22 protein-coding genes and 3 pseudogenes are annotated in these 24,749 nt (G+C 65.3%); 16 read left to right on the top strand and 9 right to left on the bottom strand.

The window, feature by feature from the left end; genetic code table 11:
* Positions 1-10: 10 nt before the first annotated feature.
* The 6 genes and pseudogenes from ACQCSY_RS23195 to ACQCSY_RS23170 all read left to right on the top strand — a co-directional run bounded on the left by ACQCSY_RS23195 (position 11) and on the right by ACQCSY_RS23170 (position 3,682).
* Positions 11-673 (top strand): DUF5134 domain-containing protein, encoded by a 663-nt coding sequence (locus tag ACQCSY_RS23195; RefSeq protein ID WP_427136116.1) that lies wholly within the window; start codon positions 11-13, stop codon positions 671-673.
* Positions 670-798 (top strand): hypothetical protein, encoded by a 129-nt coding sequence (locus tag ACQCSY_RS23190; RefSeq protein ID WP_427136114.1) that lies wholly within the window; start codon positions 670-672, stop codon positions 796-798. Before ACQCSY_RS23195 ends, ACQCSY_RS23190 begins: the two co-directional genes overlap by 4 nt.
* 50 nt (positions 799-848) lie before the next feature.
* A pseudogene (locus tag ACQCSY_RS23185) lies at positions 849-1,413 on the top strand (NAD(P)-binding domain-containing protein); the annotation flags it as partial.
* Positions 1,414-1,514: 101 nt separating this feature from the next.
* Positions 1,515-2,117 carry a hypothetical protein gene (locus tag ACQCSY_RS23180; RefSeq protein WP_427136112.1) on the top strand — a complete coding sequence of 201 codons (603 nt, stop codon included), beginning with the start codon at positions 1,515-1,517 and terminating at the stop codon, positions 2,115-2,117.
* A 151-nt stretch (positions 2,118-2,268) separates the two neighbouring features.
* Complete coding sequence (locus ACQCSY_RS23175; RefSeq protein WP_427136110.1) at positions 2,269-3,000, top strand: YcnI family protein; 732 nt, start codon at positions 2,269-2,271, stop codon at positions 2,998-3,000.
* 106 nt (positions 3,001-3,106) lie between these two features.
* Positions 3,107-3,682 carry a copper resistance CopC family protein gene (locus tag ACQCSY_RS23170; RefSeq protein ID WP_427136109.1) on the top strand — a complete coding sequence of 192 codons (576 nt, stop codon included), beginning with the start codon at positions 3,107-3,109 and terminating at the stop codon, positions 3,680-3,682.
* Between the two features lie 546 nt (positions 3,683-4,228).
* Here ACQCSY_RS23170 and ACQCSY_RS23165 read toward each other — a convergent pair.
* Complete coding sequence (locus tag ACQCSY_RS23165) at positions 4,229-5,497, bottom strand: LuxR C-terminal-related transcriptional regulator (RefSeq protein WP_427136107.1); 1,269 nt, start codon at positions 5,495-5,497, stop codon at positions 4,229-4,231.
* Between the two features lie 198 nt (positions 5,498-5,695).
* On the opposite strand from ACQCSY_RS23165, the gene tkt reads away from it, so the two are divergent.
* The 6 genes from tkt (at position 5,696) to ACQCSY_RS23135 (ending at position 12,860) form a co-directional block, all read left to right on the top strand.
* Positions 5,696-7,849 carry a transketolase gene (gene tkt / locus ACQCSY_RS23160; RefSeq protein WP_427136105.1) on the top strand — a complete coding sequence of 718 codons (2,154 nt, stop codon included), beginning with the start codon at positions 5,696-5,698 and terminating at the stop codon, positions 7,847-7,849.
* Between the two features lie 104 nt (positions 7,850-7,953).
* Complete coding sequence (tal, locus tag ACQCSY_RS23155; RefSeq protein ID WP_427136103.1) at positions 7,954-9,075, top strand: transaldolase; 1,122 nt, start codon at positions 7,954-7,956, stop codon at positions 9,073-9,075.
* 34 nt (positions 9,076-9,109) lie between these two features.
* A complete protein-coding gene (gene rpe / locus ACQCSY_RS23150; protein ID WP_427136101.1) occupies positions 9,110-9,829 on the top strand; it encodes a ribulose-phosphate 3-epimerase in 720 nt (239 codons plus the stop codon).
* 10 nt (positions 9,830-9,839) lie between these two features.
* The gene (locus ACQCSY_RS23145) at positions 9,840-10,313 is read left to right on the top strand and encodes a ribose-5-phosphate isomerase (protein WP_427136099.1); all 474 of its coding nucleotides are present in this window, start codon (positions 9,840-9,842) and stop codon (positions 10,311-10,313) included.
* A 112-nt stretch (positions 10,314-10,425) separates the two neighbouring features.
* Positions 10,426-11,445, top strand: a complete 1,020-nt coding sequence (fbaA, locus tag ACQCSY_RS23140; protein WP_427136097.1) for a class II fructose-bisphosphate aldolase — start codon at positions 10,426-10,428, stop codon at positions 11,443-11,445.
* Between the two features lie 299 nt (positions 11,446-11,744).
* Positions 11,745-12,860 carry a Gfo/Idh/MocA family protein gene (locus ACQCSY_RS23135; RefSeq protein ID WP_427136095.1) on the top strand — a complete coding sequence of 372 codons (1,116 nt, stop codon included), beginning with the start codon at positions 11,745-11,747 and terminating at the stop codon, positions 12,858-12,860.
* A gap of 157 nt (positions 12,861-13,017) precedes the next feature.
* On the opposite strand, the gene ACQCSY_RS23130 is transcribed toward ACQCSY_RS23135, so the two are convergent.
* The 5 genes and pseudogenes from ACQCSY_RS23130 to hxlB form a co-directional block, all read right to left on the bottom strand.
* A complete protein-coding gene (locus tag ACQCSY_RS23130; RefSeq protein ID WP_427136093.1) occupies positions 13,018-14,043 on the bottom strand; it encodes an ATP-dependent 6-phosphofructokinase in 1,026 nt (341 codons plus the stop codon).
* A gap of 117 nt (positions 14,044-14,160) precedes the next feature.
* Positions 14,161-14,523 (bottom strand): cupin domain-containing protein, encoded by a 363-nt coding sequence (locus ACQCSY_RS23125; RefSeq protein WP_427136091.1) that lies wholly within the window; start codon positions 14,521-14,523, stop codon positions 14,161-14,163.
* A gap of 87 nt (positions 14,524-14,610) precedes the next feature.
* Positions 14,611-16,098 (bottom strand): glyceraldehyde-3-phosphate dehydrogenase, encoded by a 1,488-nt coding sequence (locus ACQCSY_RS23120; protein WP_427136089.1) that lies wholly within the window; start codon positions 16,096-16,098, stop codon positions 14,611-14,613.
* Positions 16,099-16,233: 135 nt separating this feature from the next.
* The gene (gene hxlA / locus ACQCSY_RS23115; protein ID WP_427136087.1) at positions 16,234-16,857 is read right to left on the bottom strand and encodes a 3-hexulose-6-phosphate synthase; all 624 of its coding nucleotides are present in this window, start codon (positions 16,855-16,857) and stop codon (positions 16,234-16,236) included.
* A 76-nt stretch (positions 16,858-16,933) separates the two neighbouring features.
* Positions 16,934-17,507: pseudogene (gene hxlB / locus ACQCSY_RS23110) on the bottom strand (6-phospho-3-hexuloisomerase).
* Positions 17,508-18,631: 1,124 nt separating this feature from the next.
* On the opposite strand from hxlB, the gene ACQCSY_RS23105 reads away from it, so the two are divergent.
* The 4 genes and pseudogenes from ACQCSY_RS23105 to ACQCSY_RS23090 all read left to right on the top strand — a co-directional run.
* Positions 18,632-18,931 carry a cupin domain-containing protein gene (locus tag ACQCSY_RS23105; RefSeq protein ID WP_427136085.1) on the top strand — a complete coding sequence of 100 codons (300 nt, stop codon included), beginning with the start codon at positions 18,632-18,634 and terminating at the stop codon, positions 18,929-18,931.
* A gap of 101 nt (positions 18,932-19,032) precedes the next feature.
* Positions 19,033-19,410, top strand: a complete 378-nt coding sequence (locus ACQCSY_RS23100; RefSeq protein WP_427136083.1) for a hypothetical protein — start codon at positions 19,033-19,035, stop codon at positions 19,408-19,410.
* A 16-nt stretch (positions 19,411-19,426) separates the two neighbouring features.
* The gene (locus ACQCSY_RS23095; protein WP_427136081.1) at positions 19,427-19,660 is read left to right on the top strand and encodes a 2Fe-2S iron-sulfur cluster-binding protein; all 234 of its coding nucleotides are present in this window, start codon (positions 19,427-19,429) and stop codon (positions 19,658-19,660) included.
* Positions 19,661-19,671: 11 nt separating this feature from the next.
* A pseudogene (locus ACQCSY_RS23090) lies at positions 19,672-19,902 on the top strand (BCCT family transporter); the annotation flags it as partial.
* 397 nt (positions 19,903-20,299) lie between these two features.
* Here the strand turns inward: ACQCSY_RS23090 and gndA are convergent.
* Genes gndA through zwf form a run of 3 tightly spaced genes read right to left on the bottom strand, consistent with a single transcriptional unit; the run spans position 20,300 to position 24,253 of the window.
* A complete protein-coding gene (gene gndA / locus ACQCSY_RS23085; protein WP_211883174.1) occupies positions 20,300-21,736 on the bottom strand; it encodes an NADP-dependent phosphogluconate dehydrogenase in 1,437 nt (478 codons plus the stop codon).
* A 13-nt stretch (positions 21,737-21,749) separates the two neighbouring features.
* On the bottom strand, positions 21,750-22,700 hold the full coding sequence (locus tag ACQCSY_RS23080) for a glucose-6-phosphate dehydrogenase assembly protein OpcA (RefSeq protein WP_427136079.1): 951 nt from the start codon (positions 22,698-22,700) through the stop codon (positions 21,750-21,752).
* Positions 22,697-24,253, bottom strand: coding sequence for a glucose-6-phosphate dehydrogenase (zwf, locus tag ACQCSY_RS23075; RefSeq protein ID WP_427136077.1), 1,557 nt, complete (start codon positions 24,251-24,253; stop codon positions 22,697-22,699). The genes ACQCSY_RS23080 and zwf overlap by 4 nt, the downstream gene beginning before the upstream one ends.
* Positions 24,254-24,749: the final 496 nt, after the last annotated feature.

Raw genomic sequence — 24,749 nt, 5'->3', positions numbered from 1 at the left:
CGTGATCCGCGTGTTCGATATCCCCGCAATTACCTGGTCCCTCACGGCCGTCCTGCTGCTTAGCGGAAGCTACCAGGTCCGGCAGGCTATAAGGTCGCAGCAGCGCACGGACCGGGTTAACAAAAGCCTTCATGCCCTCATGAACATCCTGATGGCTGCCATGTTGTGGAACCTCGTGCCCTCGACCATGCTGGCCCAGATCGCCGTCCTCGCCGGTGCGGCACTGTGGTTCGTCATTCAGGCGGTCGCCCGGCCGGAATTCAAAACACTCTGCGCGGGCAGCCAGGGCCGGCTGAAATGCGCCTACCACAGCCTCACCATGGCCGGCGCTGCTCTCATGGCCGCCATGATGGGTCAGATGACCACAACAGCGGGCCACGGAATTGTTCCGGCAGGCGGAATGTCAATGCCGCACGCCCACCACGCGATGACAGCCGCAACCCCAAGCACGGCTGCAGCAACAGTTGATCACTCACCCGACCTCGCGATCCTCCTGACAGCATTCTTCGGGGCTGCGGCGGTGGTTTTCCTTATCCTTCTACTGCGTTCCCGGGTAGCGACAACCACTCTCGGCCACGCGGCGGGGCCAAGGCGCTCCGTCCGCGCAGAACACGGGCTCGAAGCCCTCGGCGCCGCCGTCATGGCCCTGATGTTCGCCACCATGGCCGCATGACCCCCGACCACACAGCCGTATGCCGGAACCGCAGCGACGCCGGCATGAACACCGCGCGGGCTGGCGACGGCGAAGACCAGGGTGACTACCGTTACCCCGTAATGCCCGCCCGGCTCCCCGACTAGCAGCCCCACCCCCATCACTGGCGCAGGAAGGGTTCCACGATGCACCTCGGATGATCGGCCCAGGAAAAATGGGATTTCACATGCGCGAACGGCTGCGCAAGGGTGGGGTGGAAGTTACCGGCTACGACCGCAACTCGGAGGTCACCGATGTAGCCTCGATGGACAAACTCCTCGCAAAAGTACCGGCTCCCCGGATCATGGTCGCGCGCTTCCGGTCTTTGATGCCCTGCGGCCGGAAGGTGAACGGCGGACAGCTTCGTCCACGCTGGGGGAGACTGCGCGGGCCACTACGCCAAAATGGTGCACAACGGCATCGAGTATGGCCTCACGCAGGCCTACGCCGAGGGCTACCATCTGCTCGCTTCCAAAGACATCATCACGGAGCTGGCCGGCACCTTCCGTGCCTGGCAAAAGGGCACAGTGGTGCGGTCCTGGCTCCTCGACTTGCTGGTCAAGGCCCTGGAAGAGGACCCGGGGCTGCAAAACATCGACGACTACGTCGAGGATGCCGGCGAAGGCCGGTGGACTGTGGAAGAAGCGATTGCCAACGCCATTCCCGCCCCCGACGCATCAACTCGCTGGACCGCCACACAGGAACCGCGGGAGGAAACTACGTCTGGCCCTCATGGTTTAGATCGAGAGAATTGCCAATGTCCATGCCGCTAACGATGAGTTGGCAATCTAGAGTGGAGTCCGGCAGTATCTCGGAGGGAAGGGTGGCGATTGGCATGGGTGCCCCGTTGCGTTTCCCTCGTGCCGTTGCGGTGACGGCCGCGGTGTTTGCCCTGGCCGCCGGAGCCCATGTGCTGGCCGGCGGCGAACTGCCCGGGCCGGCCATTGCTCTGGGTCTGCTGGTGCTGGTGCTGGCGCCGGTGATGGTCCTGACCAGGATCAGGATCACGGCGCCGGTGATGGCCGGGCTGCTCGGGGCCGGCCAACTGGCCCTGCATGAGGCCTTCGATGCCCTGTCGGTATCCGCGGGATTCACTGCCGGGTCCGGCGGGCATCTGCATGGAACCGGGCCGGCGCTCCCGCCGGCGGCGGCCCTGATGCCGGAGCACGCCGCTGCGCCCGGGGCCCTGATGCTGGTCCTGCACGCCGCGGCGACCCTGGCCACCGCGCTGCTCCTGGCCCGGGGCGAGGCGGCCCTGTGGGCGCTGGCAGCCTGGCTGCGGCCCCTGATCCGGCTGCTGACGGCCGTGCTCATTCCTGACTGGCCGCACCTTCCGGCACCGCACCCCGCCGTCGTTCCTTCCCGGTGGAGAAGCCTCCGGCTGCCGGCCCTGCGCGGCCCGCCGTGCGCCCGCCCCGCTCCCTGAGCGGCACAGCCACACCCACGCGCCCGCGCGCCCGGCCGGACCCTGCCTGTAACCAGGACGATCCCTTGCCGGTGCCGGCCGTGTGGTCCCCTCTCCCGCGCCGCCGTCTCCGCGGCCCCTTGGCGCACCCCCTTTTTTGGAAGGCATGTTCATGAAAACCTCAATCCGTCGTACCCTCACGACCGTCACCGCCGCGACCGCGACGGCGGGGCTGATCGCCCTGGGCGCCACCGCCGCCTCCGCCCACGTCAAGGTCGACCCCGACGACACCGGCGCGAACGGCTACTCGCACCTGACCTTCAACGTCCCGAACGAATCCCCGACCGCGAAGACCAGCAAACTCGAGGTCACGCTGCCCACCGGGACCCCGTTCACCTCCGTCTCGGTCAAGCCCGTCGAGGGCTGGAGCGCGCAGGTCATCACCAGCGACCTGCCCACGCCGGTCACCGTGTCCGGGACCACCGTCACCAAGGCGCCGAGCTCCGTGGTCTGGACCGCGGACGAGGCACACCAGATCGGGCAGAACCAGTACCAGTCGTTCTCCCTGTCCGTGGGCAAGCTCCCCGCCGCCGGGACCGACGTGACCTTGCCGGCGGCGCAGACCTACACCGACGGGACCGTCGTTAACTGGGACGAACAAGCCGCTGAGGGCCAGCCCGATCCCAAGCACCCGGCCCCGTCCTTCACCACCACCGCCGAAGACGGAACCGACGCCACCGCCTCCGCGTCCCCGGTGGCCGCTGCCCTCGCGAGCCAGACCTCCGAGGTTTCCGGCAACGGGGCATCCGTGTGGGGCACCGTCCTGGGCGGCGCCGGATTCATCCTCGGTGCAGCGGCGCTGGGCCTGGTCCTGGCCGGCCGACGCACCCGCACCGCCAAGTAAGTAACAATGCCTCCGGGGCCGTGGCGGGACGCACCTCATCCCGCCACGGCGCCGCGGCCCTAGGACTACGACGCCCCGAGGCGCCGGCCGCCGAAAGGACCCACCCTTGAAAACCCCACCCCGTCACCGTTCCGGATACCGGCCCGGCCGTTTCCTGCTGACCGTGGCCACGGCCGCGTTCCTGATGGTTCCCGCCGCGGCGGCGCAGGCCCACGATGCCCTCGAGACAACCGACCCGGCCAACGGATCCGTTGTCGGCACCGTTCCGGCCACGATCGGCCTGACCTTCAACCACACCCCGATCGCCATCGGTTCCGTGGTCCGCGTCCAGGATGCCACCGGCACCGACCAGGCCGACGGGCCCGTAGCCATCCTCGACAACCACGTCAGCCAGGCGGTCAAAACAGGCGCCCCGGAAGGCAAATACACGGTCCTCTGGCGGGTGGTGTCCTCCGACGGGCACCCCATCGACGGAACCTTCACCTTCACCGCCGGCGCCGCCAACACGGCCGCCGCCGCAACGCCGTCCGCGTCCCCCTCCCCGGCCCCGGCAGACACCAGCGGAGCCGTCCCGGCGGGACTGATCACAGCCGGAACCGTCGCCCTCGTCCTGGTGATCGCCTTCGCCGCACTGTCCACCATCATCAAACGCCGGCTCCGCGGCCCGGAATCCCGCCGCTGACCCGGGCTGACCCGGATCGAGCCTGAGTCAATAAACAAGACGACTCAGCCGATGCCCAAAATGCCAGCTCAAACTGTCCACTGAACCTTGGGCAGACCGAACGCGAAACAGCGGTCCGGCGGGCTTTTAGGATCCCGTACCCGCTTTGTAGAACTACAGCCCGTTTCCCACAGTCCGAGTTCCGGGGCCGCCCCACCCCGCGGGTCGCCACAGCGATGGCCGAGGCCACGATAACGCCAATGACCTGACCTGGGTCAGTCCTGCCGTATGTCATACCCAAGGAATCGTCGACTGACGGAGCGCTTGGTCCCGCCGGCGCTCTCTGTTCCTTCTTCCGGCCCGAGTGCTGTGGGACAGGTGCTGGAAGACTCAATGCCTCTGGACGATTTCCACCTTGTCTCTCGCGCTGCTGATGGTCCAGACGCCCGAATCCTGGCCTGCGGGACCGGCGAGCAGTTTCCTAGCGATGGGCCGTTTCGTCCCGGGTGCGCTGCCATTTCCTCGACGGGGCACAGATTGTCCCGGTGCCGCCGGTTTCTTACATCGTCACCGGAGTCCGTGACTGTGCGCCAGGGCGATGGCCTCGGTGCGTGAACCGACGTCGAGCTTCCTGAACAGGTTCCGCACGTGGAACTTGACCGTGTTCTCGCTGATGCCCAGCGTGGAGGCGATGGTCCGGTTGCGGTGCCCGGCAACTAGGTGCTGGAGCACCTCGAGCTCCCGGGCAGCAAGATCCCAGCCGTCGACATCCCCCGGCGGGCGTGACATTTGCAGGTCCAGGGGGAGGGTGACAAAAACGTCCGCACCCCAGCCTGGCATGACGTCGATCCGCAGCTGCCCGGTGAGCGCCTGGACCCGGCGGTCCAGGCGGGCGATGCTGGGCGCGTCGGCTTTGAGTGCACCCCGGCCGTCGTCGCGGACGTTGATCAGCAGGTTTTCGCCGTCGCAGTCCCATTGCGTCCGTACTCTGCTGACGTCGGGTTGTTCCGTCATGGCCAGCACAAGTCCGCGGACGATGGCCCGTGCCGCATGGGCAACTTCGCCGGGCAGGGCCCTTCCATTCAGCGGCGGTTCGATAAATTCGATCTCGATGCCGCTGTAGCGTGTGAGCGGCCGCAGGTCCTCCCGCAGGCGTTCGAAGGCCTTGGCAACGGGCTCTTTCACCAGGTCTGTCGTGCGGTCACTGTGGGTCCGGAGCCCGATCAAAGCCTTGGCGGTGAGGTCGATAACGGTTGTGCGGGCCGCCGCATCGTCCAGAGAGGATGAACGAAGGGCTGCCAGAAGGGTCTCCAGGGTGGTGGAGTGCACATCGGTCAGTTCTGCTGTCACGCGAAGGCGTTCAGCGGATGCCGCCCGCGATTCGAGCAGGTACGACGGCGGCGCATCAGCCACCTTCTCCCGGATCCGCCGCGCAGTGAGGCGCCACAGATACGTCACCAGGTCCAGCCCGGCATTGCGCCCCGGATCAGCAGGGGGATCGGTGAGGACCAGGAGGGCGTTGCTCGAGGCGTGTTTCAGGGCGAGCACGGGGCGGGTCTTGCCGGCGAGCTCGGTTTCCCCGAACCAGGGTCCCTCATCATTAAGGGTGGCGCGGAGCGTGTCCAGCTCGGTGATGGAGACCCGGGAAATAATGTCTTCATCGCCCGCCTTCTTCTGCGGGCGGCCTGTGCAGTCTTCCGTGAAGATCACCAGCGCGCTGCTTCCCATGTAGGGCAGCGTGGCATCACGCAGGCGCTCCGCTATCTGGGCCAGGGGGGCATCGGCCAATGCTGCCACACTCTGCAAAAGCGGCCACGGCAGGTCGGGTAGGGGCATGGTGAATTCCTTCAGGGATGGGTCCGGGTTGCACTCATCCGGACAGCATACCCGGGAAAACGTCATTCCAACCCAAAAGGGTAGTAAGAACCGTCAGAAAACAGTGTTACCCCTGCCCATTTGGTTCGCAATCATTGATATCAACCAGAAAGTATCCGTCCGGCCCCTTCAGGCCGACCAGATCCAAAAGGACAAACCGTGAACCCGACAACAAATGTGATACTGCCCGGCACTGCAAATTCAGCAACCCTCAACTGGACGCCCGAGGATGAGCGCGCTGTGGACACCGCCCGTGTTTTGGCTGCGGACGCTGTGGAGAAGGTCGGCAACGGCCACCCGGGCACGGCCATGAGCCTTGCCCCGGCCGCCTACCTTCTTTTTCAGAAGCTGATGCGCCATGACCCCCGCGACCCGGACTGGCTGGGACGTGACCGTTTCATCCTGTCACCCGGCCACTCCTCGCTGACGCTATACATCCAGCTGTTCCTCTCCGGCTACGGCCTGGAACTGGACGACCTCAAGGCGCTCCGGACCTGGGATTCCCTCACTCCGGGCCACCCCGAGTACAAGCACACCGCCGGCGTCGAGATCACCACCGGTCCGCTGGGCCAGGGCCTGGCATCGTCGGTGGGCTTCGCGTACTCGCAGCGGCGGATGCGCGGCCTGTTCGACGCCGACGCTGCCGAGGGCACGTCCCCGTTTGACCACACCATCTGGGTCATCGCTTCCGACGGCGACATCCAGGAAGGCGTGACCTCCGAGGCTTCCTCGCTGGCCGGGCACCAGGAACTGGGCAACCTCGTAGTGGTCTACGACGAGAACCACATCTCCATCGAGGACGACACAGATATCTCCTTCACCGAGGATGTCCTCAAGCGCTATGACGCCTACGGCTGGCACACCCAGCGCGTGGACTGGACCGAGACGGGTGAATATGTTGAAGACGTCCAGGAGCTGTATTCTGCCCTGCTCGCGGCGAAGGCTGAGACCTCCAAGCCGTCCATCATCTCGCTGCGCACCATCATCGGGTACCCGGCTCCGAAGAAGCAGAACACCGGCAAGATCCACGGTTCCGCCCTGGGCTCGGACGAAGTGGCAGGCCTGAAGACCGTGCTGGGCTTCGATCCGGCCAAGTCCTTCGAGGTGGACCAGGACGTCTTGGCCCACGCCCGTGCCGTCGTCGACCGGGGTGCTGCCGCCCGCAGTGAATGGGAGTCCTCATTCGAGGCGTGGCAGTCGGCCAATCCTGAGGGCGCTGCCTTGTTGGAGCGGATCGAAGCGAAGAAGCTTCCCGCCGGACTCGATGCAGTCCTGCCGGTCTTCGAAGCCAACAAGGATGTCTCCACCCGCGCCGCGTCGGGGAAGGTGCTGAACGCGCTGGGCCCTGTCATGCCGGAGCTGTGGGGCGGTTCGGCTGACCTCGCCGAGTCCAACAACACCACCATCGAGGGATCGGCCTCGTTTATCCCGGTCTCCCGCTCCACCGACGCGTGGAAGGGTAACCCGTACGGCCGTGTCCTGCACTTCGGTATCCGTGAACACGCCGCCGCGTCGATCGTGAACGGTATCTCGCTGCACGGCCGGACCCGGGCGTTCTCCGGCACGTTCCTGATCTTCAGTGACTACCAGCGCCCGGCCATCCGCCTCTCGGCTCTGATGGGTGTCCCGTCCATCTACGTGTGGTCCCACGATTCCATCGGCCTGGGCGAGGACGGCCCCACCCACCAGCCGGTGGAGCAGCTCTCCACACTGCGCGCCATTGTGGGCCTGGACGTGGTCCGCCCCGGCGACGCGAACGAGGTGGGCATAGCGTGGAAGACCATGCTGGAGAACCACGAAAACCCGGCCGGTATCGTCCTGACGCGTCAGAACGTGCCCACATTCGCCCGCGGTAACGGCGCAGCACAGGGTGACACGTTCGCTTCCCCGGCGGGTGTGGCCAAGGGCGGCTACGTCCTGGCCGAAGCAGCAAAGGACGGTGCAACCGTTCCGGCCGACGTGCTGCTGATCGCTACCGGCTCGGAAGTGCAGCTGGCCGTCCAGGCCCGCGAAGCCCTTCAGGCAGAAGGCATCGCCGCCCGCGTTGTCTCGATGCCGTGTGTTGAGTGGTTCAACAAGCAGGACGCGGCCTACCGCGAGTCCGTGCTTCCCGCCGCCGTCAAGGCCCGCGTCTCGGTCGAGGCCGGACTGGCCCTGGGTTGGAGGGAATTCGTTGGCGATGCCGGCCGTTCCATCTCGCTTGAGCACTACGGCGCTTCGGCAGATTATAAGCGCCTGTTCCAGGAGTTCGGCATCACTGCGGAGGCCGTGGCCGCCGCGGCCAAGGACTCCCTGGCCGCTGCCCGCATCTGACCTTTACCTGCACTGCGGCCAGCGCAGCGGGACGGCCCCATGGGGGGCGTCCCGCTGCGCGGCCGCGAACTGTCATCAGTCCACAATTTTTGAAGGAAGAAGCTATGACCAACGCAACCCCCACCGCCCAGCTGTCCGACGCCGGTGTGTCCATCTGGCTCGACGACCTCTCTCGTGAGCGTCTCGCCAGCGGCAGCCTGCAGAAGCTCATCGACGAAAAGAACGTGGTGGGCGTGACCACAAACCCGTCCATCTTCCAGGCCGCGATCACCTCCGGATCGGACTACGACGCAAAGATCGCCGAACTTGCCGTGCAGGGCGCCGGCGTCGAGGAGACCATCTTCGAGATCACCACCACCGACGTCGCTGACGCCTGCGACCTGTTCGCCCCGATCGCCGCCGCCACAAATGGCGTGGACGGACGTGTCTCCATCGAGGTGGACCCCCGCCTGGCCTGGGACACCGAAGGAACCATCGCCGAAGCAAAGCGCCTCTACAAGAAGGTGGACAAGGACAACGTCCTCATCAAGATCCCCGCCACCCTTGAGGGCCTTGAAGCCATCACCGCGGTCCTGGCCGAAGGCATCAGCGTCAACGTGACCCTGATCTTCTCCCTGGACCGCTACCGCGCCGTCATCAACGCCTTCCAGGCTGGCCTGAAACTGGCCAAGGAAAACGGCCACGACCTCTCCACGATCCACTCGGTGGCCTCCTTCTTCGTCTCCCGCGTGGACAGCGAGATCGACAAACGGCTCGACGCCCTCGGCACCGACGAAGCCAAGGCACTCAAGGGCAAGGCCGGCGTAGCCAATGCCCGCCTGGCCTACCAGATGTACGAGCAGCTCTTCTCGACCGAACGGTGGGAAGTTCTGGCCGCAGCCGGCGCACGCCCGCAGCGTCCACTGTGGGCGTCCACCGGTGTGAAGGACCCTGCCTACCCCGACACCCTGTACGTCACCGGACTGGTTGCTGCCGACGTCGTCAACACCATGCCGGAGAAGACGCTGGACGCGACGTTCGACCACGGCGTGGTCACCGGTGACACCATCACCGGCACCTACGCCGAGTCCAAGGCCGTGCTGTACGCACTGGACGCCCTGGGCATCTCCTACAACGAGGTGGTTGGCCTCCTCGAATCCGAGGGCCTGGACAAGTTTGTGGCCAGCTGGAAGGAACTGTTGGCCGACGTCGAAGGCGCCCTCGCCACCGCACGGAAGGCATCGTGACCCGAGCTCTGACCGCTACCGAAAGGCAGACAACATGTCCGCATCACCTCTGAACTGCTGCATCCACCCCAGCATCCTCTCGGCCGACTTTGTCAATCTCGAGGTCGAGCTTGCCCGCATCAGCAACGCCGATGCCGTGCACGTGGACGTCATGGATAATCACTTTGTGCCGAACCTGACCATCGGCCTGCCCGTCGTGGAACGGCTGCAACGGGTCAGCCCCGTCCCCTTGGACGCCCACCTGATGATCGCCAACGTGGACCGCTGGGCGCCGCAGTACGCCGACGCCGGCCTGAGCTCTGTGACGTTCCACGTGGAGGCATCCGATGCCCCCATCAAACTCGCCCGTGAACTTCGCGCACGCGGGGCCAAGGCGGGCATGGCACTGCGGCCGGCCACCCCGGTGGAGCCATACCTGGACATGCTCCCCGAACTGGACATGCTCTTGATCATGACGGTGGAGCCGGGCTTTGGCGGCCAGGCCTTCCTGGACGTTATGCTGCCGAAAATCCGCCGTGCCCGCGCTGCGGTGGACGGTTCAGGGGTGAACGTGGCCATCCAGGTCGACGGCGGCATCACGGAGGAAACCATCACCCGCGCCGCGGAGGCCGGTGCCAACGTCTTTGTGGCCGGGTCCGCCGTATACGGCAAGCCGTCGCCGGCAGACGCCATCGAGTCACTGCGCGCGAACGGGCAGCTCGCCTTTGGCGCGCGGGCTCTCCATTTCAACAAGACCGCACCCCAACCAGCCTGAAGGACCACTCATGCGCGTTCACATCGCAACCGACCACGCCGGCATGGAGCTCAGCTCCCACCTCATCACCGCACTGTCTGCCAGCGGCTACGAGATGGTGGACCACGGACCGGCCGCCTACGATCCCGAGGACGACTACCCGGCCTTCTGCATCAAGGCCGCCTCCGCCGTCGTGGCCGACCAGGCCGCCGGCGTGGACGCCCTTGGGATAGTGCTGGGTGGGTCCGGCAACGGCGAGCAGATCGCCGCGAATAAGGTCAAAGGCGTGCGTGCGGCCCTGGCATGGAACCTCGACACCGCCAAACTGGCCCGCGAACACAACAACGCCAACCTCGTGGCAGTGGGTGGCCGCCAGCACACCGTTCAGGAAGCCACCGAACTGATCGAAGCCTTCCTGGCCGAACCGTTTAGCAACGCCGAGCGCCACGAGCGCCGCATCGGCAAGATCGCCACCTATGAAACCACCGGCAAGGTTGCCGAGTAGCTTCACTAGGGCCCCGCGCAATCCTTTCGAAGGACTGCGCGGGGCCTTGGGACTGTCTGGCACGTGCTTGTGGCAGGCGTGGCCAAAAACAAAATTCACTTTAGGAGTCAGCATGCCCATTGCAACCCCCGAGATCTACTCGGAGATGATCGACCGCGCCAAGGCCGGCGGCTTCGCATTCCCCGCTGTCAACGTCACCTCCTCGCAGACCCTCAACGCGGCGCTGCGCGGCTTCGCCGAGGCCGAGTCCGACGGGATCGTCCAGGTCTCCACCGGCGGTGCAGCCTACTGGTCCGGCGCCTCCACCAAGGACATGGTTGCCGGCTCCCTGGGCTTCGCCGCGTTCGCCCGCGAAGTCGCGAAGAACTACGGCGTGAACATCGCCCTGCACACGGACCACTGCCCCAAGGACAAGCTCGAGGGCTTCGTCCTGCCGCTGCTCGCCGCCTCCGAGGCAGAGGTCAAGGCCGGCCGGAACCCGCTGTTCAACTCGCACATGTGGGACGGATCCGCCGAGACCCTGCAGGACAACCTGCGGATCGCCCGTGAACTGCTTGAGCGCACCGCCGCCGCCAGGATGATCCTCGAGGTCGAGATCGGCACCGTCGGCGGCGAGGAGGACGGCGTCGAGCACGCCATCAACGACAAGCTGTACACCACCGTCGAGGACGCCCTGGCCACCATCGAGGCCCTCGGCGCCGGCGAGAACGGCCGCTACATCACCGCGCTGACCTTCGGCAACGTGCACGGCGTCTACAAGCCCGGCGGCGTCAAGCTCCGCCCGGAGATCCTCAAGGACATCCAGGCACAGGTCGGCGCCAAGATCGGCAAGGCCAACCCCTTCGACCTCGTCTTCCACGGCGGCTCCGGCTCCTCCGAGCAGGAAATCGCCGACGCCGTCTCATACGGCGTGATCAAGATGAACATCGACACCGACACCCAGTACGCCTACACGCGTCCCGTGGCGGACCACATGCTCCGGAACTACGACGGCGTGCTGAAGATCGACGGGGAGCTCGGGAACAAGAAGCTCTACGATCCCCGCGTCTGGGGCGCCTCCGCCGAGGCCGGCCTGTCCGCACGCGTCGTCGAGGCAACCCAGCAGCTCGGCTCCGCCGGAACGACGTTCTAAATATGTCCGACGAGTTCCGCAAGGACCTGATGGCGGGACCGTCCCGAAGAGTTCGGTCCGTGGCAGGCGGCCTGGCCGCAGCACCCCGGCACGTGCGACACGACGTGGACCGAATCCATGGAAAGCTTCCAGCCAAGAGGGGTGGGCGCCAAGATCCCTCACTGCAGTACGATCCGAAACCCAGCAACTGCGACCGGGCATGGAACCGCCCTATGCTCACGCTGTAACTGCCCGAACTCAAGCCGACGGTCTTATCTACCGCCCTTCCGGGGCAGACAGTCTGCAAAAAGGAGTATTCAATGAGCGAGAAATTGCGTTGGGGCGTCCTGGGCACCGCCCGGATCGTCCGCAAGACAATTCCGGCGTTGCAGGAAACGAAAAATGGTGAGGTCGTAGGTATTGCGTCCCGCACCGAGGAAAGGGCCAGGGAGTACGCCGACAAGCACGGCGTCCCACAGGCGTTTGGTTCCTATGGGGCGCTGCTCGCTTCCCCGGACATCGACGCTGTCTACATTGCGCTGCCGAACGCCCTGCACCTTGAGTGGATTCTTAAATCCTTGGACGCAGGCAAGCACGTCCTCTGTGAAAAACCATTGGCGATGAGCGCCGCCGAGTGCGAGGAGATTACGCGCAAGGCCGAGGAGACCGGGCTCAAAGTCTTAGAAGGCTTTATGTACCGTTTCCACCCGCGTTTCGAGAAGCTGCAAGAGCTGCTCGCGGCCCATGCGGTGGGCAAATTGACATTTGTCCACGTCGGTCACTCCTTCGACGCGGGCGGGGACGACAACATCCGCTGGTATGCCGGGCTCGGCGGCGGCGCACTTTTCGATACGGGGTGCTACTGCGTCAACGTGAGCCGGATGGTCACGGCGCAGGAGCCGGCTCGAGTCGCCGGCTTTGGCAACTACCGCGACGCCAACGACGGAGGTCGAATCGACACCAGCATTGCGGGCATGCTCCGCTTTCCCGGCGGCGCAACCGCGCTTTTTGATACCGGAGTGAACCTCGAGCGCCGCAACTTCTTGGAACTCACGGGCACCGAGGGCCGGCTCTACCTCGACAATCCTTTTGGGCTCCTGGAGGAGGATTCGGTCCTGGAGGAGCATCACTTCGGGCAGGACACGATCTATCACGAGGTCAAGGGCGAAAACCACTTCGTACGGATGGGCGAACACTTCGCCGACAGCGTCCTAAACGGAACGCCGCTCCGCTACAATCTCACGGACGCGGCAAACAACGCGCGGGTGTTGGAAGCTCTCGACAGGGAAGCGCGGAAACAAGACGGGGCGTCTGAACCGGGACCACATTCTGGCGCTGGCCCGCCACTCGGCGTTGGGCTTGAGACGGGTTCGTTCGGCGAGCGGCACGGGGCGAATGTAGGACCATCTGCTCCTGCGCCTGAGGTTGGCACATAACGCTGTCAACCTCTGGCTGCCGGACAACGGTGGTTGTGGCCATGGGTGCTTCTTGTCCAGCGCTCTAGTGAGGCACTAAGCTCCTGGACCGACGCTGGCAGGATCTCTGCGGTCCGCGAGCCGATTCCCTCGGCGCCCAGGCCGCCGTGCGACCAGCTCAGCCGAACAGGACTGCGGCTTCGTCGTAACGCTTCTGCGGAACGGACTTCAGCTGGCCCAGGGCCTCCTTGAAGCCTACCTGCTCGATCTCCGTGCCCTTCAGGGCAACCATGGTGCCCCAGAAGCCTTCCACCACAGAGTCGACGGCGGCCATGCCCAGGCGAGTGGCCAAGACACGATCGAAGGCTGACGGCACGCCTCCGCGCTGGATATGGCCCAGAATGGTGGCACGCGTTTCAATGCCGGTCCGGGCTTCCAGTTCCGGGGCCAGCTGGTCCGCGATCCCGCCGAGCCGGGGTCGCCCAAAGGTATCCAGCCCGCGCTCGGAGTGCGGGGATTCCATATGGTCCGGGACAAACCCTTCGGCCACCACTACCAGTGGTGCGCGACCTCGAGTGTGGGCTTCCTTCACCCACTGGGCAATCTGCTCGATGCTGACCTTCTGCTCCGGAATGAGGATGGCGTGGGCGCCGGCTGCCATGCCGGCGTGCAGCGCGATCCAGCCCACGTGCCGTCCCATCACCTCCACGATCATGCACCGATGGTGCGATTCTCCGGTAGTCCGCAGCCGGTCGAGGGCCTCGGTGGCGATCTGCACGGCGGTGTCGAAACCGAAGGTGTAGTCCGTGGCGTCAAGGTCATTGTCTACGGTCTTCGGGACGCCCACGATCTTGAGCCCGGCGTCGGTCAGGCGCTTGGCCGCAGCCAGGGTTCCCTCACCACCGATGGCGATGATCGCGTCGATGCCCAATCGCTTCATGTGCGCCTTGATGACCTCGGGGCCGCCGCCGTTCTCAAACGGGTTGGTGCGGGAGGTACCAAGGATGGTTCCGCCCTGCTTCGCGATGCCCCGGACCAAAGTGCGGGGAATATCGATGATGTCGCCCTCAACCACACCGCGCCAGCCGTCCAGGAAGCCCACGAATTCGTGACCATGGATGGCAATGCCTTTCAAGACGGCGCCGCGGATAACGGCGTTTAGACCGGGGCAGTCGCCACCGCTGGTGAGGATTCCAATTTTCATGTTTCGGCTCAAATCATAGGAGAGGGTTTACAGGCAGGACACCACGCAGCGATCACGCACCAAAACCTGCCAGGCCCGGAGTGTACCCCCGGGCCTGGACCGGCAGAGCTCTGGCGGTCAGGGCGTGAAGATCACAAAGAACTTTCTGATCCGTTCCTGGATCTCCCAGGTCCCTCGCCACCCGATGGGAAAGAAGCCGGCGGTTCCGGCCTCCAGCATGACCGGTTCACCGCCGTCCTCAGTGACCACCATGCGCCCTTCAAGGACGTGAATCACCTCACCGCGCTCCAGAAACTCCCACCGCGAGAGGCCGGGTTCGGCCTCCCAGACTCCAGAGAGGATGCGGGAGTCGTCGCTGGTGAAGGGAATGGAAATTCTCGTTGGAATCTCGTCGCCTAGCACCTCGGCCAGGGGAGGGCCGAGCAGGGATTCGTCTAGCTCCCCTGCGAAGAGCTCTGCGGGCTGGAAGGTTTTGCTCATTGGATTTACCTTTCTGCTGCTGCCCGCCGGTAACGTCTCCGGCGGGCAGGTGGTGATGGCCGCGGCTCGGTTAAGCAGCGGTGGAATTTATCCCAGGGCGGCAAGCACCGACATGGCCTCCTCAACGACATCCGTGGCGGGGAAGGACGGCCGCTTCACACCGGCCATCTCCTCCATGACGCGGACCACCTGGCAGCTGTAGCCGAACTCGTTGTCGTACCAGACGTAGAGGACCAGGTTCTTGTCATTGGAGATGGTCGCGAGGCCGTCGACGATGCCGGCACGGCGGGAACCGACGAAGTCGGTGGAGACCACCTCGGGGGAATCCATGTAGTCGATCTGCCTGCGCAGCTCCGAGTGCAGTGACATTTGGCGGAGGAAGTTGTTGACCTCGTCCTTTGTGGTGCCGTTTTCCAGGCTCAGGTTCAGGATGGCCAGCGAAACATCCGGGGTGGGAACGCGGATGGAGCTGCCGGTGAGCTTGCCCAGCAGTTCGGGCAGCGCCTTCGCGACGGCCTTGGCGGCACCGGTTTCGGTGATGACCATGTTCAGCGCGGCGGAGCGGCCGCGCCGGTCACCCTTGTGGAAGTTGTCAATCAGGTTCTGGTCATTGGTGAAGGAATGGACGGTCTCCACATGGCCGTGAACCACTCCGAACCTGTCATTGATGGCCTTCAGGACCGGGGTGATGGCGTTGGTGGTGCAGGAGGCCGCGCTGACGATCTTGTCGGCGTCGGTGATCGAGCCGTGGTTGATGCCGTGCACGATGTTCTTCAGCTCACCCATGCCCGGAGCCGTCAGCAGGACCCGGGAGGCGCCCTTGCTGCGCAGGTGCCGGGAAAGTCCTTCGGCGTCACGCCAGCGGCCGGTGTTGTCCACCACGAGCGCGTCGTGGATGCCGTACGCGGGGTAGTCCACCGTGGCGGGGTTGTCCGAGTAGATGACCTGGATCTGGACGCCGTTGGCCGTGATGGTGTTGGCATCCTCGTTGATCCGGATGGTGCCTTCGAAGGAACCGTGCACCGAATCGCGGCGCAGCAGGCTGGCACGCTTGGCGAGGTCGTTGTCCGAGCCGCGCCGCACCACGATGGCGCGCAGCCGCAGGCCGTGGCCGCCGCCGGTCTTTTCGATCAGGAGACGGGCCAGGAGCCGGCCGATGCGGCCGAAGCCGTAGAGGACGACGTCGGTGCTGGTGCGGTTGTCGCCGCCGCGTTTGCCCACGAGCTCGGCGAGTTCCGCGCGGAGGAATTCCTCCAGGGTGGCACCGCTGCCCTTTTCCTTAAATTTTTGGTTCAGCCGGGCGATGTCGATCGAAGCCGGGCCGGGCTCCAGCTGCGCCAAGGTGCTCAGCAGCGGGGCAGTCTCCTCCAGGAGCAATTCGTCCTTGCCGATCCGGCGCGCAAAGCGGTGTGCCTTGAGGATGTTCATGGTGGAGTTGTTGATCAGGCTCCGGCCGTGGATGCTGGTCACCACGTTGTTCTCGCGGTACAGCCGGCCGATCACCGGAATCATGGCCTCGGCGAGGGCCTCCCGGCCCATCCACGCATCAAGACAAGAATCTGAGGTTTGTAGCATCGGGCTGCCTTTCCAAAAAAGGGTCGGGTCTGATACGGACCGGATGTCCAAAAATGCCCTCATACCCTTCGTCTTGGTCGAAGAGCCGGCCAAGACGGACACCCGTGCGCCGCCGGTCTTTCCGAAGGAGAGGGGTTAGTTGATGGCGTTGCGGAGTTGCTTGGCGGCCAGGGCGGGGTCGGCTGCGCTGTAGATGCCGCCGCCGACGACGGCGACGTCGGCGCCGGCCTTCTGGACAGCTTCGATGGTGGCGAGCTTCACGCCGCCGGCGACGGAGAACGGGACGCGTGCTTCTGCTCCGGCGCTCAGGAGTCCGGTCAGGTCGAAGCCGGGCTTGGCCTGTTCGTCCAGGCCGGCGTGCATCTCGACGAACTTCGCACCCAGGGCGCGGGCTTCCTTGGCGCGGGTGACCTTGTCTGCGACACCGATGAGGTCCACGACGATGCCCTTGTTGTGGGCCTTGGCTGCCTTGACGGCGCCGGCGATGGTGGAGTCGTCCGCGGTGCCGAGCACGGTGACCAGGTCGGCGCCGGCCTTGAAGGCGATGTCGGCTTCGAGTTCGCCGGCGTCCATGGTCTTCATGTCGGCGAAGACGATCTTGTCCGGGTGGGCGTTCTTGACGGCGGTGACGGCGGAGAGCCCTTCGGCCTTGATCAGCGGGGTGCCGAGTTCGATGATGTCGACGTATTCGGCGACCTGGCCGGCCAGTTCGAGGGCGGCTTCGGTGGTCAGAACGTCCATAGCAACTTGGAGCTTCATGATGTTTCTACTTTCTGTAAGGAACTGCGGTTCTCTGCAGGTAACTGCGGTGGGTGTGGAAAAAGAGGGGCCCCGGTTATTCGAGGTTGGCGTGCCGGAGCCAGAGCTCTTCGGCGGGCACATCGGTGTTGTCCCACAGGGACTGGAAGAGGGCCTCGGTGGCGAGGAAAAGCACCTGTTCGAACAGGGACCCGGAGTACTGGCGCGAGACGCTGGAGCCGTGGTCGGTCTCTGCGCGGCGGGAATCGTCACCAGGGCGTCGGCGAGCCCGGCGAGCGGGGAATCCGGGTTGGTGGTGAACGCGGCGATCCGCGCCCCGGCCTTCGCGGCCGTTTCCGCTGACTTGACCACCCCCGAGGTCGTCCCCGATCCGGAGGCCACCAGGAGCAGGTCCCCGGAAGCGATTGCGGGAGTGGTGGTGTCACCGGCGATGTGGACATTCAGGCCCAGGTGCATCAGCCTCATCGCCGCCATCCGCAACACCAGCCCGCGCCGGCAACAAACACCCGGCCCGGCTGGCTAAGGTGACGGGCCAGGCCGGCCACCTGCTGCCGGTCGATGCCTGCGGCGGTATCCGCGATCTCCCCCAGGACAAGGGAGACGCTGCCGGCGAAGGCTTCCCCGGATACGTCCGGGGCGGGTCCGGTCATCACGGTCAAATTCACTTCTCCTCCTCCAGAGGTGGGCCTGACATCCATCGTCCTGTCATTTACGGGGAGGGGAAACGCTAATTCGGGATGGTTTAAACTGCCCGTTTGGGTAGGTCGCTGCGTGGATCGTCCGGTACGCCGGCTGGATGAATGAGCCCACAGCATCCGTTCCCCTGCAAAGGTGACCGGGCCCGGCGCTCCTTCGTTGCATTGCCCGTAGCGGGGATGCGCCGCTCTCCCGGGCCACGCATTGCGGGCAGTACCCGGCAGGTTCTGGTGCTCACATATTCGGCAAGCAATGCACTGCTCGTCATCAGCTACGCGGATGGGCTCGGAAGTCTGGCAGAGGAGATTCATCGATATGATGCGCTGCCTTTGGCAGTTCGCACCCGCCGCATCCAGGAGAAGGTCAGCGGCGCCCCACCGTCCTGGAATTCCGCGCGGCCTCGGCGGAACGGCTGGGGGTCATGTGGACTTGTGGACCCGCACTCGGACCCCTCCGCGGACAAGATCGCCGCCGGGGAACCACACTATGACGGGCCGCCTGGGGTCATCGGCCGAAGAAACGGGTCCAGAGATTGAGGTCCACAGTCTTCGCTCATCCGTGCGAATGGCATGCGGTCCCGTGCACCCGGGCCCTCCAGCGGGTGGCCGCCCTTGACGCAGATCAGCTTGGGCGGACTCCCTGGCGCGTCCTTGGCCGGACGGAGCCGCGTGTCCGCCTCCGACGCGGCGTCAGCAAACACGAGAACCGTCCTCTTGCATAGGCCATAAAAAAGGTTCTACATCTTCATCTTGAACCATTGACTTGAACACTTGTTCATGGCAAAGTTTCTTGGGACGAACGTACGTGACTGTCATCACACCGGCAGGGCTCAGAGCAGAGCTCGGCTGGGCCTCTGGAATTTAGAGGATGCCGGTTTGCAGACGATTCCCCCGGAGTCCGAACCAGTGTTCTGACTTGATCCTCAGCGCAGTCTTTTATGCACCAAAAGATGAACAGTTCTGACAAATCTTTCACACCACTATTCACGGGAGAGACCATGGAAACCACCCTCGTAGGAACACTGAGCACGGCCGGATCCATCCACTAGGTAGAAAACGGCTATATCGGGCTGCCGTCGATGAACGAGCCGGGGACGGTCGCTGCGATCGGCGATTCCCTCCACAACCCCGAGGGCTCGGTCATGTGCGCCGGATTCTTCGAGCTGAAGGCTTCAGATCCGCTGGTGTACACGTACACCTACGACGAAATGAAGGTCGTCATCAAGGGTGAATTCATCCTCACTGACCAGACGACGGGAGAAGTGACGCACGCCAAGGAACGCGATGTGCTGTTCTTCCCCAAGGGCACCACCGTCAAGTTCGAGACCCCCGAGTACGCCCTGGGGTTCTTCGCCGGCGACCGCACCTTCGCACCCTAGGGACACTCCATGGGTTCCCCGTCCACGCCGCCGGCAGCAGGCACCGGCTGCAAACCAGGTCGGGGGAACCGCTGCCTTCCTGTGTCCCGGAGAGCCACCTTGTGGTCCACTACGGAAGGGACGCCAACGCCTATTCGCTCACCGGTTCAGGTAGCGCCCCTTCCGGATACACCATCTCGGTCCTCCAAATCGAAGACGGCGCCAGCGGCCCCCTGGCCATGCATCGGCTCGCCATCGGTGACCGGGTCCAGGTTTCGCGTCCCCGCAGTGCCTTCGCCCCGGCCGCAACAGCCACTCATCAACTGCCTGTTGCGGCAGGAACCGGGATCACCCCGGGGCTGTCGCGCGCCCGGTACGCCGCCGAACGGGGCACCCCACCGTCCCTGATCTACGTCCACCGGCCCGGACCGAATGCGCTGACCGCGGCAGGCCCACGACCCAGAATCGGGGAACTCACCGCTACGGACCGTTCGCGGTGAAGCTGGCTCTAGCGGCATGAGATTGGAAGTTCCGGCCGGCGTTTCGTTGATGGAGACCCTCGAAAAAGCAGGAAAAAGCATTCCGAACATGTGCGGCAAAGGCATCTGCGGCGAATGTTCCCTGTCAGTGCTTCAACGGGCACCCCTGCACCGGGATCTCTGCCTGACCGACCAGGAAAAGGCCGGGAACACCACCATGATGTGCTGCGTTTCCCCGCAGCCCGGACCAAGAATTGGAGTTGGACCTTGAGTACCACCACCATCGACAAAGACCCAGACACCGCCGAACTCATTGAGAACCCCGGGCCAAGGGTCAACTGGCGTGTTTTCATCATCGCTTCAGCCATCATCGTAGCCTTCTCTATCTGGGCGATGCTGGCGCCCGCAAACGCGAACGGCACCATGAAAACGGTGGTGGCCTGGATCGCAGAAAACCTCGGCTGGTTCTATGTCATCACCGTCACTGTAGTAATCATTTTTATACTGTGGGTGGTGCCTTTTTCACCACCGGCACCCTCGACACCGTGGCCGCAGATAAGACCCACCGCGGGCACGCGATCATCGAGCAGGTCAACGCCGATCTGAACGACAGCGCCCTGGGAAACCCCCTGGACGGACCTGTTCAACCTGATCGTTCCGCGGCTGGCAAAGACCTGACCGGCCGCCCCGTACCGAAACAACCAAGGACCACGGTGGGACACCACCGGCAGCGGTGCCGGGCGACCCGGCCTGCCCCGAACCCGACGCGCCCGGCCAAACCAAATCCCGGGGTCCCAACGGGCCCGTCGGCGGATCAAGGCTACGGGCCGGTTGGGCAGAGAGTCGGTGAGGCCGGGACGTTGGAAGTCAGGTGGCCGGCTCCGGGGGAGCCGGGTACAAGCTCACCGCCTTAGTGGGTGTCCACTGCCTCGATTTCGGACTTGTCCTCGCCCCAGAGGGTGTGGAAGGTGCCCTCGGCATCGACGCGGCCGTAGGTGTGGGCGCCGAAGAGGTCACGCTGGCCCTGGATCACGGCGGCCGGGAGGCGCTTGCGGCGCAGGCCGTCGTAGTAGGCCAGCGAGGAGGAGAACACCGGCACCGGGATGCCGAGCTGCACGGCCGTGGAGACCACCCGGCGCCACGCCGGAAGGACCTCCGCGATGGCCTTGGTGAAGGCCGGGGCGAACAGCAGGTTGGCCGGCTTGTCCTCCAGGGCGTAGGCGTTGGTGATCTCCTTGAGCAGCTCCGCGCGGATGATGCAGCCGCCGCGCCACAGCGAGGCGATCTCGTCCAGCTTCAGGTCCCAGCCGTATTCCTTGGCCGCCGAGGTGAGCATGTCCAGTCCTTGGGCGTAGGAGACCAGTTTGGAGGCGTAAAGGGCCTGGCGGACGTCCTCGACGAAGCCTTCGGGGACCTGGACGTCGGCCTCGCCGCCGGCCAGGAGCTCCTGGGCCAGCTTGCGCTGCTCCGTCTGGGAGGACAGGGCGCGGGCGAACACCGATTCGGCGATTCCCGAGACCGGGGAGCCCAGTTCCAGGGCGGAGATGACCGTCCAGCGGCCGGTGCCCTTCTGGCCGGCGGCGTCCACCACAATGTCAACGAACGGCTTGCCGGTCTTCGCGTCGACGTGGCCGAGGACCTCGGCGGAGATTTCGATCAGGAAGGAGGCGAGGTCTCCCTTGTTCCATTCCGTGAAGATCTTCGCCTGTTCGGCCGGTTCGATCCCCGCGCCGGAGCGCAGCAGGTCGAAGGCCTCGCCGATGACCTGCATGTCGGCGTATTCGATGCCGTTGTGGACCATCTTGACGAAGTGTCCGGCGCCGTCGGTGCCGATCCAGGCGCAGCACGGCTTGCCGTCCACCTGGGCGGCGATCTTTTCCAGCAACGGTCCCAGGGCGTCGTAGGACTCCTTCGAGCCGCCGGGCATGATCGAGGGGCCGTTCAGCGCGCCCTCCTCGCCACCGGAGACGCCGATCCCGACGAAGTGCAGGTCCTTCTTCGCCAGCGCCGCTTCGCGGCGGCGGGTGTCCTCGTAGTGCGAGTTGCCGGCGTCGATGATGATATCGCCGGCCTCCAGCAGCGGCTCAAGCTGCTCGATCACGGAGTCGACCGGCTTGCCGGCCTTGACCATGATCAGCACGCGGCGCGGTTTCTCCAGAGAGTCAACGAGCTCCTGGAGCGTCTCCGTGCGGACAAAATCGCCGTCCTGGCCGTGCTTTTCCAGCAGCGCGTCGGTTTTCTCCACCGAGCGGTTGTGCAGGGCAACGGTGAAGCCGTTCCGGGCCAGGTTGCGGGCGAGGTTGGCCCCCATCACCGCAAGGCCGGTAACACCGATGTGTGCTGACATCAAAACTCCAAGGTTAGAGGGTTACAAGTGATTGAAAACGAGGTATTGCCGTTTTTGCTGTGTCTATTGACGCCCGGAGGACATCGCCGAAGACTTCGTCGGGGTCGAGGCGGCGGAGTTCTTCGGCGAGGCAGTCTTTGAGGGTGCGGCGCGGCAGGGAGATGCGTTGGGCGGGCTGGCCGGGTTGGGTGAGTTCGGCGATGGTGGGGCCGGGCCGGTACAGCTGGATGTCGCCGGAGGTCCGGGTCAGCCGCACACGCCGGATCCCGGTGCCGGCGGGGTCCGCGACGATAGTGACGGGGGCGTCCAGGGCCAGGGTGAGCCAGGCCGCGAGCAGGATGGTGCTGGGGGAATCGGAGGCGCCTTCGACGGCGACGGCGGTGACGGGTGAGCCGTCGGCCTGGTCCAGGACCGCGGCGAGCTGGATCCGCCAGTTGGTCAGCCGGGTCCAGGCGAGGTCGGTGTCGCCGGCCTTGTAGGTGTTCCGGATTCTGTCCAGGGCCGCCTGGGGGTCGGCCTCGTTGGCCGAGTCCGTGATCCGGCGGTGCGCAATTTTCCCGATGGAGGTCTGGCAGGCGTTGTTCGGGGCGCCGTGCGGCCACCACGCCACGATCGGGGCGTCGGGCAGCAGCAGGGCCGCGACGAGGGATTCGCTTTCCTGGGCGAGTTCACCGTAGCCGCGGAGCAGGATCACCTCGGAGGCGCCGGCGTCCCCGCCCACCCGGATCTGGGCGTCCAGGCGGGTGGGTGCGTCGGCGCCGGCGTCGGCGAGCACGATGATCCGGCAGGGGTGTTCCCGGCTGGCCTCGTTGGCGGCGTCGATGGCCTCCTCTTCCAGTCCGGATTTGGTGACGACCACGAGGGTCAGGACCCGGCCCAGGGCGATCACGCCGCCCGCCTCGCGCAGGGCCATGATCTTCTTGGAGATCTTCGAGGTGGTGGTGTCGGGCAGGTCTACGATCATGGCCTTCTCCAGGTTCGTCCGTCACGGGCCAGCAGCTCGTCGGCGGAGGCGGGGCCCCAGCTGCCGGGGGCGTAGGGTTCGGGCTGTCCGGGCAGGGACGCCCAGTAGTCCTCGAACGGGTCCAGGATCTTCCAGGACAGTTCCACTTCCGCGTGCCGGGGGAACAGCGGCGGTTCGCCGAGCAGCACGTCCAGGATGAGCCGTTCGTAGGCCTCGGGGCTGGATTCGGTGAAGGAGTGGCCGTAGCCGAAGTCCATGGTCACGTCACGGACCTCCATCTGGGTGCCCGGGACCTTGGACCCGAACCGGATGGTGGCGCCCTCGTCGGGCTGGACCCGGATCACGACGGCGTTCTGGCCGAAGTCGTCCTCGCCGTGGTCGGTGAAGAGCAGGTTGGGGGCGCGCTTGAACACGACGGCGATCTCCGTGACCCGGCGGCCGAGGCGTTTGCCGGCGCGCAGGTAGAACGGCACCCCGGACCAGCGGCGGGTGTTGATGTCCACCCGGATCGCGGCGAACGTCTCGGTCCTGGAGTCGGCCGGGATGCCGTCCTCCGCCAGGTACCCCACGACTTTTTCGCCGCCCTGCCAGCCGCCGGTGAACTGGCCCCGGGCCGAGTGCGCGGACAGGTCCGCCGGGAGCCGGACCGCGGCGAGGACCTTTTCCTTCTCGGCGCGCAGGTCATCGGCGTTGAACGAGATCGGCTCCTCCATGGCTGTCAGGGCGAGCAGCTGCAGCAGGTGGTTCTGGATCACGTCGCGGGCCGCGCCGACGCCGTCGTAGTACCCGGCCCGGCCGCCGGTGCCGATGTCCTCGGCCATGGTGATCTGGACGTGGTCCACGGAGTTGGCGTTCCAGAGCGGCTCGAAGAGCTGGTTGGCGAAGCGCAGCGCCAGGATGTTCTGCACCGTCTCCTTGCCCAGGTAGTGGTCGATCCTGAACACCGCGTCCGGCGGGAAGACCGACTCGACGATGTCGTTGAGCTGCCGGGCCGATGCGAGGTCGTGCCCGAAGGGCTTCTCGATCACCACGCGGCGCCACTTGTCCCCCTCGGCCTGGGCCAGTCCGTGCTTGGAGAGCTGCCGGCAGACCAGTTCGAAGGCCTTCGGCGGGATGGACAGGTAGAACGCGTGGTTTCCCCGCGTTCCCCGGTTTTCGTCCAGTTCCTTGATCGTGTCGCGGAGCCGCTCGAACGCGGCGTCGTCGTCGAACTCGCCCTGGACGAACCGGATGCCCTGGGACAGCTGCTTCCACACCATGTCATCGAACGGGGTCCGGGCGTAGGCCTTGACGGCTTCCTTGACCTCGGCGGCGAAGTCCTCGTTGTCCCATTCCCGCCGGCCAAAGCCGACCAGGGCGAAGCTCGGCGGCAGCAGCCCCCGGTTCGCCAGGTCGTACACCGCAGGCATGAGCTTCTTGCGGGCAAGATCCCCCGTCACCCCAAAAAGCACCAACGACGACGGCCCGGCAATACGGTTCAGCCGACGATCCCGCGGATCCCGCAACGGATTACCCCCCGGGATCCTGTGCGGGTCAACATAGGTTTGAGGCATTATTACTTTCTTTTCCGGGGCCGGTAGGGTTCAACAGCGGCCGGATGGGGCTTGACGCCCCGTCATACGTTCGGACACAGCCGCCTTAGGAGAGGTATTGAGGCCCGAAGGGCCGACTGAAGGCACTCCTCCTCGGCGCAGGCCCAGCGGCAGGTTCGGCTCTGGTAATAGCCAGGAGAGCAGTGGATTTTCGTATGTGGCCCCTCATCGAAGCGAGCGACCATGCGTCTTAGACCAGATACAGCGTTACAGGATCACCAAGAACAAAGAGACGGCGGCAGCCGGTGCCGTTCTCGATAACCCATACCAGCCGACCGTCGTCACCGCGGTCATCGACATAGGCCACATAGTATGACGAATCCGTGGACCAGACCTCAACGCAATCCCCGTGCCGAAGGGAGTCCCATCGCCGAACAGACTGCTGATTGGGGAGTCTGCAACTTCCGCTCAATGTCGCCAGTGATTCCTGACTCATGTTCTGGTCCTTCCCGCGGCC

This window comes from Pseudarthrobacter sp. S9, assembly GCF_050156545.1.
Classification (GTDB): Bacteria; Actinomycetota; Actinomycetes; order Actinomycetales; family Micrococcaceae; genus Arthrobacter.
The sequence above is the reverse complement of the archived record's forward strand: the minus strand, read 5'-3'. Positions and strand labels throughout refer to the sequence as shown.

Bases quoted from the DNA above. Each gene is read 5' to 3' on its own strand.
- ACQCSY_RS23095 (WP_427136081.1), top strand. From the start codon at position 19,427: ATGAGATTGGAAGTTCCGGCCGGCGTTTCGTTGATGGAGACCCTCGAA.
- ACQCSY_RS23130 (WP_427136093.1), bottom strand. From the start codon at position 14,043: ATGAAAATTGGAATCCTCACCAGCGGTGGCGACTGCCCCGGTCTAAAC.
- rpe (WP_427136101.1), top strand. From the start codon at position 9,110: ATGTCCGCATCACCTCTGAACTGCTGCATCCACCCCAGCATCCTCTCG.
- ACQCSY_RS23165 (WP_427136107.1), bottom strand. From the start codon at position 5,497: ATGCCCCTACCCGACCTGCCGTGGCCGCTTTTGCAGAGTGTGGCAGCA.
- ACQCSY_RS23175 (WP_427136110.1), top strand. From the start codon at position 2,269: ATGAAAACCTCAATCCGTCGTACCCTCACGACCGTCACCGCCGCGACC.
- ACQCSY_RS23190 (WP_427136114.1), top strand. From the start codon at position 670: ATGACCCCCGACCACACAGCCGTATGCCGGAACCGCAGCGACGCCGGC.
- gndA (WP_211883174.1), bottom strand. From the start codon at position 21,736: ATGTCAGCACACATCGGTGTTACCGGCCTTGCGGTGATGGGGGCCAAC.
- ACQCSY_RS23080 (WP_427136079.1), bottom strand. From the start codon at position 22,700: ATGATCGTAGACCTGCCCGACACCACCACCTCGAAGATCTCCAAGAAG.
- tal (WP_427136103.1), top strand. From the start codon at position 7,954: ATGACCAACGCAACCCCCACCGCCCAGCTGTCCGACGCCGGTGTGTCC.
- ACQCSY_RS23145 (WP_427136099.1), top strand. From the start codon at position 9,840: ATGCGCGTTCACATCGCAACCGACCACGCCGGCATGGAGCTCAGCTCC.
- ACQCSY_RS23105 (WP_427136085.1), top strand. From the start codon at position 18,632: ATGAACGAGCCGGGGACGGTCGCTGCGATCGGCGATTCCCTCCACAAC.
- zwf (WP_427136077.1), bottom strand. From the start codon at position 24,253: ATGCCTCAAACCTATGTTGACCCGCACAGGATCCCGGGGGGTAATCCG.
- hxlA (WP_427136087.1), bottom strand. From the start codon at position 16,857: ATGAAGCTCCAAGTTGCTATGGACGTTCTGACCACCGAAGCCGCCCTC.
- ACQCSY_RS23135 (WP_427136095.1), top strand. From the start codon at position 11,745: ATGAGCGAGAAATTGCGTTGGGGCGTCCTGGGCACCGCCCGGATCGTC.
- ACQCSY_RS23120 (WP_427136089.1), bottom strand. From the start codon at position 16,098: ATGCTACAAACCTCAGATTCTTGTCTTGATGCGTGGATGGGCCGGGAG.
- ACQCSY_RS23125 (WP_427136091.1), bottom strand. From the start codon at position 14,523: ATGAGCAAAACCTTCCAGCCCGCAGAGCTCTTCGCAGGGGAGCTAGAC.
- fbaA (WP_427136097.1), top strand. From the start codon at position 10,426: ATGCCCATTGCAACCCCCGAGATCTACTCGGAGATGATCGACCGCGCC.